This is a genomic window from Synoicihabitans lomoniglobus, from assembly GCF_029023725.1.
Taxonomy (GTDB): Bacteria; Verrucomicrobiota; Verrucomicrobiia; order Opitutales; family Opitutaceae; genus Actomonas; species Actomonas lomonigloba.
The window spans coordinates 4,372,192-4,387,886 of the sequence record NZ_CP119075.1; the positions used below are offsets into that span (position 1 = coordinate 4,372,192).

At 63.1% G+C, this 15,695-nt stretch carries 14 protein-coding genes; 12 read left to right on the forward strand and 2 right to left on the reverse strand.

The window, feature by feature from the left end:
* Positions 1–22: 22 nt before the first annotated feature.
* Positions 23–2,050 (reverse strand): PAS domain S-box protein, encoded by a 2,028-nt coding sequence (locus PXH66_RS16930; protein ID WP_330930100.1) that lies wholly within the window; start codon positions 2,048–2,050, stop codon positions 23–25.
* Between the two features lie 614 nt (positions 2,051–2,664).
* Here PXH66_RS16930 and PXH66_RS16935 point away from each other — a divergent pair.
* The 7 genes from PXH66_RS16935 to PXH66_RS16965 all read left to right on the forward strand — a co-directional run bounded on the left by PXH66_RS16935 (position 2,665) and on the right by PXH66_RS16965 (position 9,296).
* Complete coding sequence (locus tag PXH66_RS16935) at positions 2,665–3,447, forward strand: DUF3450 family protein (protein ID WP_330930099.1); 783 nt, start codon at positions 2,665–2,667, stop codon at positions 3,445–3,447.
* On the forward strand, positions 3,444–4,889 hold the full coding sequence (locus PXH66_RS16940; RefSeq protein WP_330930098.1) for a MotA/TolQ/ExbB proton channel family protein: 1,446 nt from the start codon (positions 3,444–3,446) through the stop codon (positions 4,887–4,889). The genes PXH66_RS16935 and PXH66_RS16940 overlap by 4 nt, the downstream gene beginning before the upstream one ends.
* The gene (locus tag PXH66_RS16945; protein ID WP_330930097.1) at positions 4,886–5,377 is read left to right on the forward strand and encodes a MotA/TolQ/ExbB proton channel family protein; all 492 of its coding nucleotides are present in this window, start codon (positions 4,886–4,888) and stop codon (positions 5,375–5,377) included. The genes PXH66_RS16940 and PXH66_RS16945 overlap by 4 nt, the downstream gene beginning before the upstream one ends.
* Position 5,378: 1 nt before the next feature.
* Positions 5,379–5,795: an ExbD/TolR family protein gene (locus tag PXH66_RS16950; RefSeq protein ID WP_330930096.1), complete on the forward strand. Its 417-nt coding sequence runs from the start codon at positions 5,379–5,381 to the stop codon at positions 5,793–5,795.
* Between the two features lie 36 nt (positions 5,796–5,831).
* Positions 5,832–6,548 carry an energy transducer TonB gene (locus PXH66_RS16955; protein ID WP_330930095.1) on the forward strand — a complete coding sequence of 239 codons (717 nt, stop codon included), beginning with the start codon at positions 5,832–5,834 and terminating at the stop codon, positions 6,546–6,548.
* A 13-nt stretch (positions 6,549–6,561) separates the two neighbouring features.
* Positions 6,562–7,959, forward strand: coding sequence for a tetratricopeptide repeat protein (locus PXH66_RS16960; RefSeq protein ID WP_330930094.1), 1,398 nt, complete (start codon positions 6,562–6,564; stop codon positions 7,957–7,959).
* 134 nt (positions 7,960–8,093) lie between these two features.
* Complete coding sequence (locus PXH66_RS16965; RefSeq protein ID WP_330930093.1) at positions 8,094–9,296, forward strand: hypothetical protein; 1,203 nt, start codon at positions 8,094–8,096, stop codon at positions 9,294–9,296.
* Between the two features lie 90 nt (positions 9,297–9,386).
* Here the strand turns inward: PXH66_RS16965 and PXH66_RS16970 are convergent, their stop codons facing one another.
* Positions 9,387–9,950: an SET domain-containing protein gene (locus PXH66_RS16970; RefSeq protein ID WP_330930092.1), complete on the reverse strand. Its 564-nt coding sequence runs from the start codon at positions 9,948–9,950 to the stop codon at positions 9,387–9,389.
* A gap of 127 nt (positions 9,951–10,077) precedes the next feature.
* On the opposite strand from PXH66_RS16970, the gene PXH66_RS16975 reads away from it, so the two are divergent.
* The 5 genes from PXH66_RS16975 (at position 10,078) to PXH66_RS16995 (ending at position 15,695) form a co-directional block, all read left to right on the forward strand.
* A complete protein-coding gene (locus tag PXH66_RS16975) occupies positions 10,078–10,482 on the forward strand; it encodes a hypothetical protein (protein ID WP_330930091.1) in 405 nt (134 codons plus the stop codon).
* 139 nt (positions 10,483–10,621) lie between these two features.
* Positions 10,622–11,590, forward strand: a complete 969-nt coding sequence (locus PXH66_RS16980) for an ABC transporter substrate-binding protein (protein WP_330930090.1) — start codon at positions 10,622–10,624, stop codon at positions 11,588–11,590.
* A gap of 81 nt (positions 11,591–11,671) precedes the next feature.
* The gene (locus tag PXH66_RS16985) at positions 11,672–13,645 is read left to right on the forward strand and encodes an alpha-L-arabinofuranosidase C-terminal domain-containing protein (protein ID WP_330930089.1); all 1,974 of its coding nucleotides are present in this window, start codon (positions 11,672–11,674) and stop codon (positions 13,643–13,645) included.
* 162 nt (positions 13,646–13,807) lie between these two features.
* Positions 13,808–14,767 (forward strand): alpha/beta hydrolase, encoded by a 960-nt coding sequence (locus PXH66_RS16990; protein ID WP_330930088.1) that lies wholly within the window; start codon positions 13,808–13,810, stop codon positions 14,765–14,767.
* A gap of 10 nt (positions 14,768–14,777) precedes the next feature.
* Entirely contained in the window at positions 14,778–15,695 is a 918-nt protein-coding gene (locus PXH66_RS16995; protein WP_330930087.1) for an alpha/beta hydrolase, read from the forward strand.

Consider the following 15,695-nt stretch of genomic DNA (forward strand, 5'->3'; position numbering starts at 1 on the left):
GCCCCGGCCGCGGCCGTGCGGCCTAGGAATCGGCCGAGTTCAACAAGGTCTCTATCGATCGCGCCAGGACGTCGCGCTCGTAGGGCTTGCGGATGAAATGCCGGTCGCTGTCGAGCACACCGTGGCGACCGATCGCATCGGCGGTGTAGCCGGAGGAGAACAGCACGTGGATCTGCGGATACAGCTCCTTCACGCGCGCGGCCAGCTCCGTGCCCAACATGTCCGGCATGACGACGTCGGTCATGAGCACATCCACCGTTTCGGACTGCGTTGCCAAGAGTTCCAGCGCCTCCTTTCCCGATCTCACCAACAGCGCGACGTAACCGCATGATTCGAGCAACCGACCGGTGATCCGCCGCACATCGGCCTCGTCCTCGACCACCAGCACCGTTGCCCGGCTGGACTCGCTCTTCGTCATCGTCGGCTCTTCCGTCGCCACCGGCGGACCTGCCGGTGCCAGCGGAAAACTCACCCGGAACGTCGTGCCGCGGCCGAGTTCACTCTCCACTGCAATATCGCCACCGCTCTGTTTCACGATGCCATAAACCGTGGCCAAACCCATGCCCGTTCCGTGGCCTCGGTTTTTCGTCGTGAAGAATGGATCAAACATCCGCTCCTGCGTGGCGCCGTTGATGCCGACGCCCGTGTCGTTCATCCGCAACATGACCTGCGGCAGACCGCGCTCGCGTTCGGGTCGCCGATCCGAATCGGAAGCCCGGGAATGCACCGCCGTGGTGATGGTCAATCGACCTCCGTTGGGCATGGCATCGCGCGCGTTTACCGCCAGATTGAGCAACACCTGCTCCATCTGGGAGACATCCACAAACACGAAGCCCGGACGCCGGGAACACTCGATCTTCACCGTGATGTGCTCGCCAATCAGCCGACAGATGATCGGCCGCAAGCGACGCACGATGGTATTGAGATCCACGCACGCGGGTTGCAGCACCTGCTGTCGACTAAACGCCAGCAGTTGCCGGGTAAGATCGGCCGCGCGCCGGCCCGAATCCCGGATCGCCACCATTTCCTCCGCCATCAGATCGTCGGCCTTGAGCCCCATCAGCACGAGCTCCGCTGAGTTCGTGATGACGGTGAGCAAATTGTTGAAATCGTGCGCGATCCCTCCGGCCAGGTGTCCCACTGTTTCCATTTTCTGCGACTGCCGGAGCTTGGCCTCGAGCTCGCGTCGTGCTGTGACATCACGAATCGCCGCCGCCGTCACCCGCCGGGAGCCCGTGTGGATCGGACTCTGCCGGATCTCCACCCAACGGCGCTCCCCTTGCCGTGTGCACACCTGCGCCATGCGCGTGGGCAGACGGCCCTCGCTGGACGGGGTGGTCGCCGCCTCCGTGGTGTCGTCGCCCGGTTTCGGTTCGGAGATCAATTGATCGATCGGTTGGCCCACGAGATCGCTGCGTGCACACCCAAACAGGGTTTCCGCCTGTTGATTCACCAAGGTGACCTCACCCACATCGTCGAGTAACAAAATGGCATCGGGGGCGAACTCGAAGAGATCGTGAAACCGGCGTTCGTTGTGCCGCGACTCCTCCTCGGCCCGCGCGCGCTCGATCGTCGACCAACACCGCTCCACCACCTCCTGCACCAACAGGATTTCCGCTTCGGTCCAGACCCGGGGTTCGACCTGATGCACCGCCATCATCGCCCGCAGCGAGCCCGCCTTCACCAGCGGACAACAAATGATGGCCTGCACGCCGATGGATCGAAACGTTTCGGCTGCGGTCGATTCCCCCAGCTCCTTTTCCACGTGCTCAATGCACAGCGTGTGACCCGACCGCATCGTCGCCACCGCGCGTTCCCCGAACGCGGCCAACTGGTATTGGCCCGTCACACTCTCACAGGCGCTGGTGTAATCCTGGCGGATGCAAAACGTATCCTGATCGTCGTCCACTTCCGCGTAGGCACATCGCGATACCTTCAATTCCTGACCCAACATGAACGCCACCGTCGCCATGACGTGCACCGGGTCTTCCTGTGTGCGAGTCGACTCGCCCAATTTCTTCAGAAACTCGATCGGGGCATGCTGACTCACGAGGCACCTCCCCCGTGACGCAAACACCGGTTCGCGATCCGTTTGACTGGCCGAGGCATTACCAAGCTACTTTTGACCACGGACGTAGCATGGCCGACGAAAACCGAGGTGGTATCGTTTAATTTCATGAAAATATTGGGTCTGCTTCTGGCCAGAGAAGCGGGGTCAGCATCGGCGATTTTACCGGAATGTCAACCATAGGTATTTCACCCTATACAAAGATGTTTCGATCGTGTCGCGATTGGCTTCGGTATAACCATGGCCCCTCGCGCCCCGCGAACGTGTAAATTCCGCCCTGCTGCGACCGGAATCGGTATTCGTTTATACGATACGATCAACCAGCTCGACCACGAATTGAGGTCGTTCCCGGCTCCATCGGCGGGGCATCCGAGCCGGTCCGTTTATCCCGCCGAGACACTAAAATGAAGGGTTCGGAAACGCGTCGGGGTTTTCGTTCGTTTCACCGGTTTCTACCCCAGTCTCGCCATCACCCCGATGAAATTTCAAGTCCCCGCAACCTGTTAGAGCGTCGAGCGGGATCGCTCGATTGACATTCCCCGATGGTGTGAGATTTCTTGACCGCTCTTCAGGTCTTTACCCGCCCCTACCTCCTAATGCCTGCTTCCTTTCCGCGACTCCCCCGCGGCGTATTCGTTCATTGCGCGCTGGTCGCCGCACTCGCGAGTTCGTCATTAGCCGATACCCCCCTCAACGACGTCCAAGCTGCTGCCTCCGAATGGGCGCGCCTGCGCTCCGAAACCTCCCGCCTCGAAACCGAGTGGGTCGCCGAAAGGGAGGTCCTCGCTGCGTCGATCTCCGGTTTGAGCGTGCAGGCCAACCAACTCGAGATCGAGCGCGACACCTTACTCGCCCAGAGCAAGACGGCGCGGGATGAAATCGCGCAGATGACCGCGGACAACGTCGCCCTAGCTGCGCGGATCGATCGTGCCGGCGTCAATGTCGACGCCCTCGCCCGTCGCCTGCTGGCGCTGCGCCCCGCCTTGCCACCGCGCCTGTCGGCCGCACTCGATCTGCCGTTTCGCAGTCTCGCGGGCGAGGGTCTGGCCGCCGCCGAACGCATGCGGCACACGATGACGATTCTCAACCGTTGCAACCAATTCAACCAGACGTTTGTGCTCTCCGAAGAGATCCTGACCGTTACCCCCGGCAGCGAACCGCGCCTGCTCGAAGTCCTTTACTGGGGACTCGCTCAAGCCTGCGCGCTCGACCGTTCCGGCGGCGAAACCTTCATGGGACGGCCGGTCAATGGCGCGTGGACCTGGGAGCCCGCCCCCGATTTCGCCGGCCAGGCCGCCCGACTGATCGACATCCATCAAGATACCATTGAACCCGCCTTCGTCATGCTGCCGGCGCAGATCATGGGGGGTGACCAATGAGCCGCTTCAACCTGGGCCGCGCCGCCGGACTGGCCTTGTTGCTGCTGACCGGTGCGGCCGTCGCGGGGGCCCAGGAGGCCACCGCCAAATACGACGCCGGGCTGCGCAAGATCGCGACGGAATATACGAAGCGCATCGAGACCGCGACGGCAGGCCTCAACGACGCGCGGGTGCGTATCGCCTCCGAAAAAGTGCCGCTGCTCAATGACATGCGGGCCGTCGAGGACAAGATCCTCAACCTGCGCGCCGAACTGGGCAGCATCCGCATCAACACGGCCGACTTCGCCAACGATCGCACTCGCCGCGAACACGAGGCCAACGCCCAAAAGCTCAACATCAGTTACTTCGCCGGCACCGCCAGCGAGGGGCTCTCCACCCTCTCCAGCACGCTCGGCAACATTGAAATGGGCGATTGGTCCGCGCGCGTCGACGACTTGCGCAACCGGCTCGATCCCATCGGCGGCACACCCGACATCGACGCCGCCGTGGAAACCGCCGAGCTCATGGCCACCCGCGTCGAAACCTTGCTCGGTGGCTTTACCACGCCGGGCATGGCCGTGACCTCCGAGGCCCACGAACTCGTGCAGGGCCGCTTTGCCTACTTCGGTCCGGAGACCTTTTTCGTGGCCGACGGCGCCGACGGTCCGGCCGGCACCGTGCGCGCCCGCGACGAGGGCGCCGCGCCACTCGTCTACGCCCTCTCCGGCTGGGACAAGGCCGACGCCGACGCCCTGGTGACCGGTCGGGCCACGACGCTCCCTGCTGATGTTTCCGGCGGCAAAGCCCTGCAATTGCGCCAAAGCCAGGGCGACTGGATCGATCACATCAACAAGGGCGGCATCGTCGGCTACGCGATTCTCGGACTCGGCTTATTCGCGCTGATCACGGCCCTGTTGAAACTGCTCGATCTCAACAACCTCTCCGTCGATGCGCCCAGCGCCACGACCCCGTTGCTCAAGCACGTCGCCGAAACCGGTCAACCTGGGGCCGAGCCTCTGTTGGCCGGGCTGCGCAAGACCAGCGGTGAGCTGTTCGCCACGGGCGTGCGCAACATGAGGAAACCCAAGGAGGTCATCGAAGAACATCTTCATGGGTTCATCCTCCGCGAACGCCTGCACCATGAGCGCTGGTTGCCCATGTTGGCCGTCATCGCCGCCGCCTCCCCGTTGCTGGGATTGCTCGGCACGGTGGTCGGCATGGTCAAAACCTTCACGCTCATCACCGTTTTCGGCACCGGCAACGCCGGGAAGTTGTCGAGTGGTATTTCCGAAGCGCTGGTCACGACCGAGCTCGGTCTCACCGTTGCCATCCCGACGCTGGTCATCCACGGATTCCTCTCCTACCGGACGCAGAAAAATCTGTCCTTGCTCGAACGCTACGCCGTGGAATTCGTCACCGCCACCGAGGACAAGCGGGTCGCCGAATCCGCTCCCGACGCATGAACATCCTGTGGGATCTTTTGCAGCAGGGCGGTCCGGTGATGGTGCCGCTCATGCTATTGTCCGTGCTGCTCTACGAGCGGTGTTTCGGACTCTACTTCATGGTCCGCCGCGCCAACCGCCGCCTCCGGGGCGACGACGTGGCGGGTCTCGAAACCCTCACGGATGTGCGCATGCTGCGCCTCGAGTTGTCGGAAAAATTTCAACAGCACCGCTTCGTCGTCAGCACCCTCATTGCCGCCGCTCCGCTGATGGGCTTGCTCGGCACTGTGACCGGTATGATCAGCACGTTCCAAAGCCTCGTCGATCGCAGCGGGCAAAAATCATTCGAGGGGTTGGCCGACGGTATTTCGGTCGCCCTCATCACCACGGAGACCGGCCTCGCGATCGCGATTCCGGCCGTGATCCTGCTCCACTTTGCCCACCGCCACCAACAACACGGCGAACAGAGTCTGGTGAAACGCGAAAGCATCTTAATGGAGGCCGCCTGATATGATGAAAACCACTCGCTCCGACTCGCGCTACAACGCGGTCACCATCGATCTGGCGCCCATGATCGACTGCGTGTTCATCCTGCTGATCTTCTTCATCGTCACCAGCGTGTTCGTCGAGGACCCCGGCATCGAAGTGGAACGTCCCGACACGCGCGGTGAGGCCATCACCGATCGCAACGCACTGCTCATCGCCATTTCGGCCGAGGACGCTGTCTTCTTCGACGGGCAACAGGTCCGGATCGATCAGGTCGCCTCGGTATTGCGCCAGGCGTCCTTCAGCGATGATGCCACCGTCATCATCCGCGCCGACCGACGCTCCAGTCACGGCATCTTCGCCAGCGTCTACGCTGAGGCCAAACGGGCCGGCCTGGAACACGTCCAATTCGCCACCTCCCGTCTCGGTTCCGGCAACTGATCGTCGACCCATCTGCCCGTTTCCAAACTCTTCCCCATGTCCGCCAACTCCACGCTTACCGCCATCGATCTCGACCCGTCGTCGAGCTTCGGGCGCCGCATGCTCAAATGGGCTGCGGGCGTGACCACGAGTATGGGTATCCTCTTCGTGCTCGCCCACGTGCAACGCACCGAGATCGTCGAACCGGCCCCGCCCATCCAGGACCTGCGCACCGTGGTGCTCGAAGAACCCCCGCCACCACCACCCGAGATCGCGACCAAGGAACCACCGCCGCCCACGGTGCTCGATTTGGAGCCTCTGCCTTCCGATAACATCATCAAAATCAGCGTGGCTCCACTCACCTACGAGATCCCGCTGCCGGAAGCCAATCCCGAGCTGGAAATCTCCCTCGACGCGTTCCGTCCCGACGCCGTCGATCGCGACGACAACCCCAACCACGTTTTCCAATTCCGCGAGGTCGACCAGCGTCCGGTCATCATCCACCGCAAGAAACCCGACGTGCCCTACTCGCTGCTCCGCGAGGTGAAGGACCCGCGCGTCGTCGTCAGCATGGTCGTGACGCGTGGTGGCGGCGCCCGCGACATCAGCCTCGTCCAATCGTCCGGCAACAACTCGTTGGATAAAATCGTCGTCGAAGCCCTCTCCGAATGGCGTTTCCGCCCGGCCATCCGCAACGGCGCGACGGTCAACTGCCTCGTCATCCAATCCATCGTGATCAAGCCCCCGCGCGGCGGCTCGCCGTTCACCATCTAGCTTCCCCTCCGCCATGTCCGCTCGCCCGCTTCTCTTCGCCACCTCCCTCGCCCTGTCCTCGGTCGCCACTCTCGCGCAATCCGACGACCCGACCGCCCCCCAGCTCACGCCGCAGGAGCAACTCGAACAGATCATCGGCTCCACGGCCGGTCAGCCCGACGTCGATCCCTACCAGATCATCAACGAGTCGTATAACTTTCGCAAAGAGCGCGAGCCCGACATGACCGCCGCCGAATTCGCGCTTTACGAACGCATGTCGAGCATGGTCGAGACCAACCCCACCTTTGCCCTGCAACTGCTCGAGACCATGCTCGGTGACGATCAGGATGACAGCGCCGCGTTCGACCTCGCGCTCGGCAACATGTATTTCTCCGAGGACCGCATCGACGATGCCCTCGCCCGCTACACCAGCGCCGTCACCAAGTATCCCGAATTCCTGCGCGGCTGGGTCAACATCGGCATGATCCACTACCAGCGCCAAAGCTGGGCCGATGCCGCCAACGCTTTCGCCAAAGCCGTCAATCTCGGCGACCGCGACGCCCAGACCTTTGGCCTGCTCGCCTTCAGCCTGCGCCAGACCGGCAACACGCTCGGCGCCGAGATGGCGTTCATGCAGGCCATGACCGCCAATCCCTCCGATACCAACTGGATCGGCGGCCTGCTCGAACTCTACTTCATCAACGGCCGTCACGCGCAGTCCGAATCTCTCGTGCGCGAGCTCGTGCGTCTCGAACCCGGCAAAGCCGAAAACTGGATGCTCTACTCCAGTCTGCTCGTCTCGCTCAAACGTCCCCTCGAAGCCGCCACGCAACTCGAGATCGCCCGCGAACTCGGCACCGCCAGCCCGGAAGCCCTGGGCCTGCTCGGCGACCTCTACGTCGGTCTCGGACTCATTCCCGAAGCCGTCGCCGCCTACGGAGCCATTCCCGGTGACAACGAACAACTCGGCGCGGCCCGCCTCCTCGCCTACGCCCGTTCCATGGTCAAGGACGGCAACCTCAAGGAAGCTCGCAGTATCCTCGCCAAAATCCCCGTGCGCGCCGATTGGGAACTCGCCAAACCACGCCTCTTCGCCAACGCCGAACTCGCCGTGGCCGAAGGAAACTGGACCGCCGCACAACAAGCCTACGCCACCATTCTCAATCGCGAGCCCCTCAACCCCTACGCCCTGCTCGGCAACGGCCACGCTTACGCCGAACTCGGTGACGCCGCCCGGGCGGAGTTTGCCTTCGAAAACGCCCTCCAAGTCCCCGCCGCCGAACACCGCGCCTGCCTCGAACTCGCCAACCTCGCCCTGGCCGACCGCCGTTTCCCGCGCGCCGTGCAAATGCTCAATCGCGCCGACGCTCTCGAACCGTCGTCCGCCATCCGCTCCCAGATCGCCCGCATCAACAACCTCGCCGCTCAGTAAAACTGACGGCCCCCCCCGGCGCAACCGACACCTCCGTTTCGCGCCGTTTAAGATTAAACACGGACACGAGGAACAGATTGGCGGGCGCGGGTTCCCTTACCCTTACTTCACCGTGCTCCCCGCTTAGCCCTCCCATGCCCTCCCCGCTCTCTCCCGCCTCCCCCGTGATGACCACGCATTGGGCGCGAATCATGGTCGGAGGAATGATCCTGGCCCCGCTGCTGACCGTGTCGCTGCCAGCCCAGAAAGCCCGCGTCACGGTCGAATCCCGCGCCGAACCCGAGCGACCCTACCGCCTCTTTGTGGGTATCGATGTCAAGGTGCCGCACGGCGGCGACTTCGCCGACATTCAGGACTTCGACACCAACCGGGCGAAAATCGGCCATGAATTCGTTTCGATCGACGACGTGGCCACCTTCCGCTTCGACCACGCCACCAAACTCGCCCGTGTGCCGATTTCGATCGCTGACGTTTCCACCGAGAAGACCGAATCCAACGGCGAGTCCCGCACCGAATGGATGCGCCGCCAGAGCGCTCTGCAAAGCTACGGCCAAGACCGTATCAACAGCAATCTGGCGACCGTGGCCAGTGCCGCGAGTGCCGCCACCGGCGGACCCGTATTTGTCCCGGGCGGTAATCTGGAAATGCCCGACAGCCTGAACACCGCCGTCAACGACTACTACCAGACGGCCAAGCAGGGGGAGAAAATCTCCGACTCATCCTACTTTGCCGAGAGCGCCCAAACGGCCCGGGAAGATGCTCTGCTGATCCATGCCACCCTCTCCGCGCCCACCCCCATCATCGACGCCTACGTCGTCGGCGTCGCCCGCATCAGCACGCCGGACCAGGGTTACAGCGACGTCTTGTTTTTTCAGGACATCCCGCGCCTCGGTCCCGAGCCGCAAAAAGTCACCCTAAAGCGCAAAGGTGTCGCCGGGGACTACGAGGTCATGTCGGTCGATCTGCACATTTACCGCGAGGGGCAGGAGCTGGTGAGCAATCAGTCGGCCAAACAATTCGCTCTCACTCGCGACGAAGCCATGGAGTATCTGCTCCTGGAGCGCGTCTCCAGCCACCGCGGCCAAACCCTGCCGGCCTCCCCCGCCTGGTCGCTCGCTCCGGCCCCTCTGCTCGCCGCCATTGCCCCGTCGAAATTCGACTACCCCATCTCCGTGCAAGTCGATCCCCGCGGCCAAGTCACCAGCATTGATGAAACTTTCATCCTGCCCGATCACATCAAAGCGATCGTCGCCGATATGCTCTTTCTCCCCGCCATCGCCAATGGCGTCGCCGTCGCCGGCACCGCTCAGTTCAACCTGAGCGACTACTTCCGCTAAGCGCCGCTTCCGAAGGAACGGGCTCCACCCGGTCCGCGTTGCCGCTCGGTCCGAGAATCTCGTAGGCAGGACGCCTCCCAAAACACGCCATCAAGATTCCTTTCCAGCGATCTTCGCGCGGCGGCGACGTTGCGGTAAAGCCTGCGTCGGCCGCGCAAATTCCGGTTGCTGCTTCAACCACCGCCGCACTCGCCAGCGTTGGTGTTTCGCCACAATGTAGCCGAGACAGGACGCCGCGCCGCACCGGCAGGGATGCCCCAGCCCGTCACGAAACGTGTAACTGTAATCGAAGGTCAGTTCTTCGCCCGCCGCGATGTCCTGCGCCGCGATGATCCACACCCGATCATCGAGCACATCGGAGCGACAGTTGGCCTCGCAAGAGTGATTGATCAGCCGCGCCACGTTGCCGGAGTCGCGTCCGTCGATGATCATGTCGTCATCCACCAGATACAAATAATCGCAACACTCCTCGCCGCGGGCTTTGCGCTCCTGCCGGGCTTTTTCGCGTTTGATCGCTTCGGGCAAATCAATGATTTCACCCGTGTATTCCGTGATAAAATCACCGTCCGCGATCGCTTGCCGCGCATACACCCCGCTGCCGTGGATGGATGATTCCTCTCGCGCCTCGAGAGCCTGGGACGGCAGCGTTTGCATAGTGGCGCGAACTTCCCGCGCCTCCGCCGTCGGGTCAAGCCAGCCGGTCACCCCCGGTTTCCTCCGCCCGCGCCTTCACGAACAAACCCACCCGATTGCGGTCCACAGTGATAATCCCTCTCCGCGCATGAAACCCATCACCGCTCTCTTCACCGCCACCCTCGCCATCCTGCTCACCACCGGCTGCGCCTCGATCGGCCAAGGCATCACCGAACGCGACTGGCGGGCGGCGTGGGACGCCCTCCAACCCGGCCAAAGTCAGGACGAGGTGCTCACGGTGCTCGGTGAACCGCGCGAAAAAAAGGATGTCGCCAACGCCAAAACGCCGACGATTGACCGCGTTTGGATCTACACGCGGCCCGAAATCGTGGGCTACCGCACCGAGCTCACCGGCGAACACGACATCCAACTCCCCAACAAGCGCGTCATCAGCGTGCCCGACTACGAGGACGAGGAAGTGCGCGAGATCATCATCTATCGCCTCCACTGGGCCGACGGTCAGCTTGTCGCTTGGGAACGCGAGGAATCGTGAAGCCCCGCCCACGTCACGGGAAGCGCATGACGTCCTCGGTTGCCTAACGGTAAACCTTCACGAATACTGTTCGCAGCGAGGGAATGCTTTTCACTGCCATCTCCGCGACAGTTGAGCCCCTTCGTCTCCACCCAACCCCATGAAACTTCGCTTTGCTTTTCTCTCGGCGTGCCTTGCCGCCATCTTCGTCTGGACCGGTTGCAGCAAATCAACGCCCGCTGCTGACGACGCCACCGCCCCGCTCAAAGTCGGGTTTGCCCAAACCGGGGCCGAAAGTGCCTGGCGCACGGCCAACACCAACTCCCTGCGCAACGAGGCCGCCAAGCGCGGCATCGACCTCAAATTCGCCGACGGTCAATCCAAGCAGGAGAACCAGATCCGCGCCGTGCGCTCGTTCATCGCGCAGGATGTCGATGCGATCGTCATCGCCCCGATCGTCGAAACCGGCTGGGACCCCGTGCTGCGCGAAGCCCAACGCGCCAACATTCCCGTGATCATCATGGACCGCTCCGTCCAGACCGAAGACGAGTCCCTCTACGTCGCCTTCATCGGTTCCGATTTCTACGAGGAAGGCCGCATGGCCGCCGACTGGCTCGCCGCCCACGCCGGGGGTCGCACCAAGATCGTCGAGCTCCAGGGCGAACCCGGCTCCGCCGCCGCCAACGAGCGCCGCAAGGCCTTTGCCGACGCCATCGCGAAACATCCGGAGTTCAAAATCATCGACTCCCAAACCGGCAACTTCCGCCGCGCCGAGGGCAAGACCGTCATGGAAGCCATGCTCAAGACCCACGGCAACGATATCGAAATCGTCTACGCTCACAACGACGACATGGCCCTCGGCGCCATCCAGGCCATCGAGGAAGCCGGCAAGACCCCCGGCAAGGACATCCTCATCGTCTCCATCGACGCCATCAAAGAGGCCGTTCAAGCCGTCGCCGACGGCCGCATCAACTGCACCGTTGAATGCAATCCCCTCTTCGGTCCCAAGATTTACGACACCATCGAGCAGGTCCTCGCCGGCCAGCCCGTGGAGAAGAAAATGTATAACCAGGACGAACTGTTCGACGCCACCAACGCCGCCGCCGCGTTGCCCAGTCGCCAGTATTGATCATTTGCCGCCCGGGTGCGCCCACGCCGCCCGCCCTCAAGCCGACAGACCGGCTCTCACCCTTCCCTGCCTTCTCCCCCCATGAAGAAACTGATCCCGCTGCTGGGTGCCTTGTGCGCCCTTACCTCCCCCTTGTTCGCTCAACCCACCGTGAAAATCGACCTCAGCGCCACGGCCAAAGACGACATCAACCCTTACATCTACGGCCAGTTCATCGAACACATGGGTCGCTGTATCTACGGCGGCATCTGGGCCGAAATGCTCGAAGATCGTAAGTTCTATTTCCCGGTCACGGCGGACTACTCGCCTTATCGCGACCTCACCGACACCGCCTTCCCCGTCGTCGGAGCCTCCCCGTGGGAGATCGTGGGCGACCCTGCCGGAGTGACCATGATCACGGAGAATTCCTTCGTTGGCCAACACACGCCTCGCATCGCCGAGGGCCACGGCATCCGCCAACACGATCTCGCTCTGCGCGCCGGCGAAGACTACCCGGGCTACGTTTGGATCAAACCGCTCGGTGACTCCCCCGCTACCGTCACCGTCAGCCTCTCCTGGGAAGGCGGCAGCGCCCAGCACACGCTCGTCGTCCCGGCGAATGGTGGCTTCATCAAGCGCGACTTCCGCTTCAACGCCCCGGTTGCGACCGAGCACGCCACCCTCTCGTTTGTCGCCGATTCCGGTGACATCATGCTCGGCACCGCCTCCATCATGCCGGGCGACAACATCAACGGCATGCGGGCCGATACCATCGCGCTCCTCAAGGATCTGAACGGCACCATCTACCGCTGGCCCGGCGGCAACTTCGCTTCCGGTTACGACTGGCGCGATGGCATCGGCGATCGCGATCGTCGTCCGCCCCGCAAAAACCCCGCCTGGACCGGCGTCGAACACAACGACTTCGGCACCGATGAATTCATCGCCTTCTGCCGCGAGATCGGCACCGAACCTTCCATCGCTGCCAACACCGGTTTCGGTGACGCCTACTCCGCCGCCCAATGGGTCGAGTATTGCAACGGTTCCGCCGATACCACCGCCGGTGCCTGGCGCGCTCAAAACGCCACCCCCGTGCCCTACGACGTCAAATACTGGTGCGTCGGCAACGAGATGTTCGGCACCTGGCAGCTCGGCTTCATGCAAATCTCCCAATATGTGCTGAAGCACAATCAGGTCGCCGCCGCCATGTGGGCCAAGGACCCCACCCTGCAGCTTGTCTCCGTCGGCGAACTCGACGGCATCAATAAAGATAACGACCCCGAACAAGTCCGCGTCGGCAAGACGTGGTCGCACCGCATGCTCGAATCCAGCGGCGACTACATGACGCAAATTTCGGAGCACTTCTATTCCGGCCGCACCCCGTGGACCGAAAGTGGCGAGGTCGACCTCATTTCTCACGTCGGCCAGATCAAAGCCGCCATCAAGGCCAAGGCCGACGGCCATCGCGAGCTCCAGGCCAAGGTGCCCGAACTCAAGGGCAAGATCATCCCGATCTCCATGGACGAGTGGAACTACTGGCACCGCGAATACGAATACGGCGAACTGGGCTGTGTCTACCATATGGACGACGCCCTCGGCATCGCCGCCGGCCTGCACGAATACTACCGCCAGACCGACATCATCCACCTGGCGTTCTACGCCCAGACCGTGAACGTCATCGGCGCGATCAAGACCAGCAAGACCGCCGCCGAGATGGAGACCACCGGACTCGTCCTCCAACTCTACCGCGAACACTTCGGCACTCAACCGATCACCATCGACCCCGCCGAAGTGCCGGAGTCGCTCGACCTCTCCGCCGCGCTCAGCGCCGACGGCCGCACCCTCACCGTGAGCATCGTAAATCCCACGACGAAGGCCGTGTCCGTGCCCTTGAACATCACCCGGGCCACCTCGGGATCCGCCACGCGCTACGTCATCGCCGACCCGGACCGTCACGCCCACAACACGCCCGGCCAGCCGCGCGTGGTCGACATCGTGGCAACGACGGACATCGACGTGAGCCAACCGCTCGAAGTGCCCGCCGTCGGATTGGCGCTCTTCACGATCCCCCTGCGCTAAAGCCTACCCGTCACGCTCGCACGGTTTTGCTCCGCTCCCAAGGCGGTGGTCACCGCTGCACGGCGTCCATCACCTCCGCCACGTGGGATCAACTCATCGCAATCGCCACCACCCACTGGGACGTGTCAATCCACCTCGAAAAAGCCCCCCCCGCTCAACCCCATGACCCTATCCAAAACATTTCGAAACCTCGCCAAGTCAGCCGCCTTGGTCACCGTGCTCGCTTTCACGACCTCAACTCAGGCGCAGGACGGCACCATCCTTCCGCTCGATGCCCCGGCCGAGCCCAACGCCATCCTGCTCGGCACCGGCGGTGTGGAGAATCAACCCGCCACCGAGAGCTGGTTCCGCCAGTGGGGCGAACCCATGGTGCGCAACGTGACGGTGGCGACCCTCACGCCCTACCTGCCCGATCCGGCCAAAGCCAATGGCACGGCCGTGCTCGTGGCCCCCGGCGGCGGCTTCCGCTGGCTGTCGATCAACAACGAAGGATGGAAAATCGCCAAGGCGCTGAACGATCAAGGTGTCGCGGCCTTCGTCCTGAAATACCGCTTGATCCCCACCCCGCCGACCCTTGAGGGACTCAAGGCTTCCATGAATCGCACCATGGCTGCGGCGGCCCCGTCTAACGACGAGTCCACGGAGGAAGCACCGCCGCCGCCCCGCCCCACCCGGAACCTCGACAATCAACAAGCCGACGCCGAGGCCGCCTACGCCATGATCGTCTCACGCGCCGAGGAATGGGGGATTGATACCGATCGCATCGGTATGATGGGTTTCTCCGCCGGTGCCGGGCTGACCATGCATTGCACGCTTCACTCCGAGACCATGAAGCTCGCCTTCATCGCCCCGATCTACGGCGGCATGGGTCCGGTCGAAGTGCCGGAGAACGCACCGCCTCTGTTCACGGCCATCGCCGCCAACGACTTTCTCTTCAACGGCGAGTTCGGGCTGATCAAGTCGTGGTATGACGCCGGCAAGCCGGTCGAGTTTCACCTCTACCAGGACGGTGGCCACGGTTTCGGCATGGGCTACCCGGGCCACCCCACCTACTGGTGGTTCGAGGTCTTCACCCACTGGCTCGACCACAACAAATACCTCGTGCCCTCGACCGCCCCATAGCTCCGTCCCCATGAATACCATGCTTCGCCACCTGCTGTGCGGCTACGTCCTCACCACCGCCGTCCCCGGGTTTGCCCAAGAAAACCCCGCCGAGGTTTCCCCGGATCGCGCTCGCGCCAACTTCGCCCGCCCCATCGTGCTCGAGGACGATGACGTGCGCGCTTTCTCCGACGCCCCCGCCGGCTTCACCACCGCGCGTCCCGACATCCCCCACGGCGTCCTGGAATCATTCAGCTACGAGTCCGAGGTCACCGGCACCGTGCGCCACGCGAACGTGTATCTGCCTCCCGACTACACCGCCGACCGGAAGTATCCCGTGCTTTACCTGTTGCACGGCATTGGCGGCGACGAAACCGAGTGGATCCGCTTCGCCTCTCCCTCCGTCATGCTCGACAACTTGATCGCCGACGAGAAAGCCCCGCCGATGATCATCGTGATGCCCAACGGTCGAGCCTTGGCCGACGACCGTGCCGAGGGCAATCCCTTCACCCCCGAAAAGGTCGAAGGCTTCGCCCGGTTCGAACGCGATCTGCTCGATTACCTCATCCCCGCCATCGAGGCAAAATACTCCACCGCGACCGATCGTGAGCACCGCGCCTTGGCCGGCCTCTCCATGGGCGGCGGCCAGACCTTCAACTTCGGGCTCGGCCACCTCGACACCTTCGCTTGGATCGGCGCATTTTCCTCCGCGCCCAATACCAAGCCACCCGCCGTTCTCGTGCCGGATCCCGCGGCCGCCCGCCAGCAGCTCAAGCTGCTCTACATTTCCTGCGGCAATCAGGATGGGTTGATCAATTTCTCCCAGGATGTGCACCGCTATCTGCGGGATCACGACGTTCCCCACATTTGGAATGTCGACGACCACGGCCATGATCCTGTTACGTGGAGCAGCAACCTCTACCACTTCGCCCAACGTATCTTCCGCTAA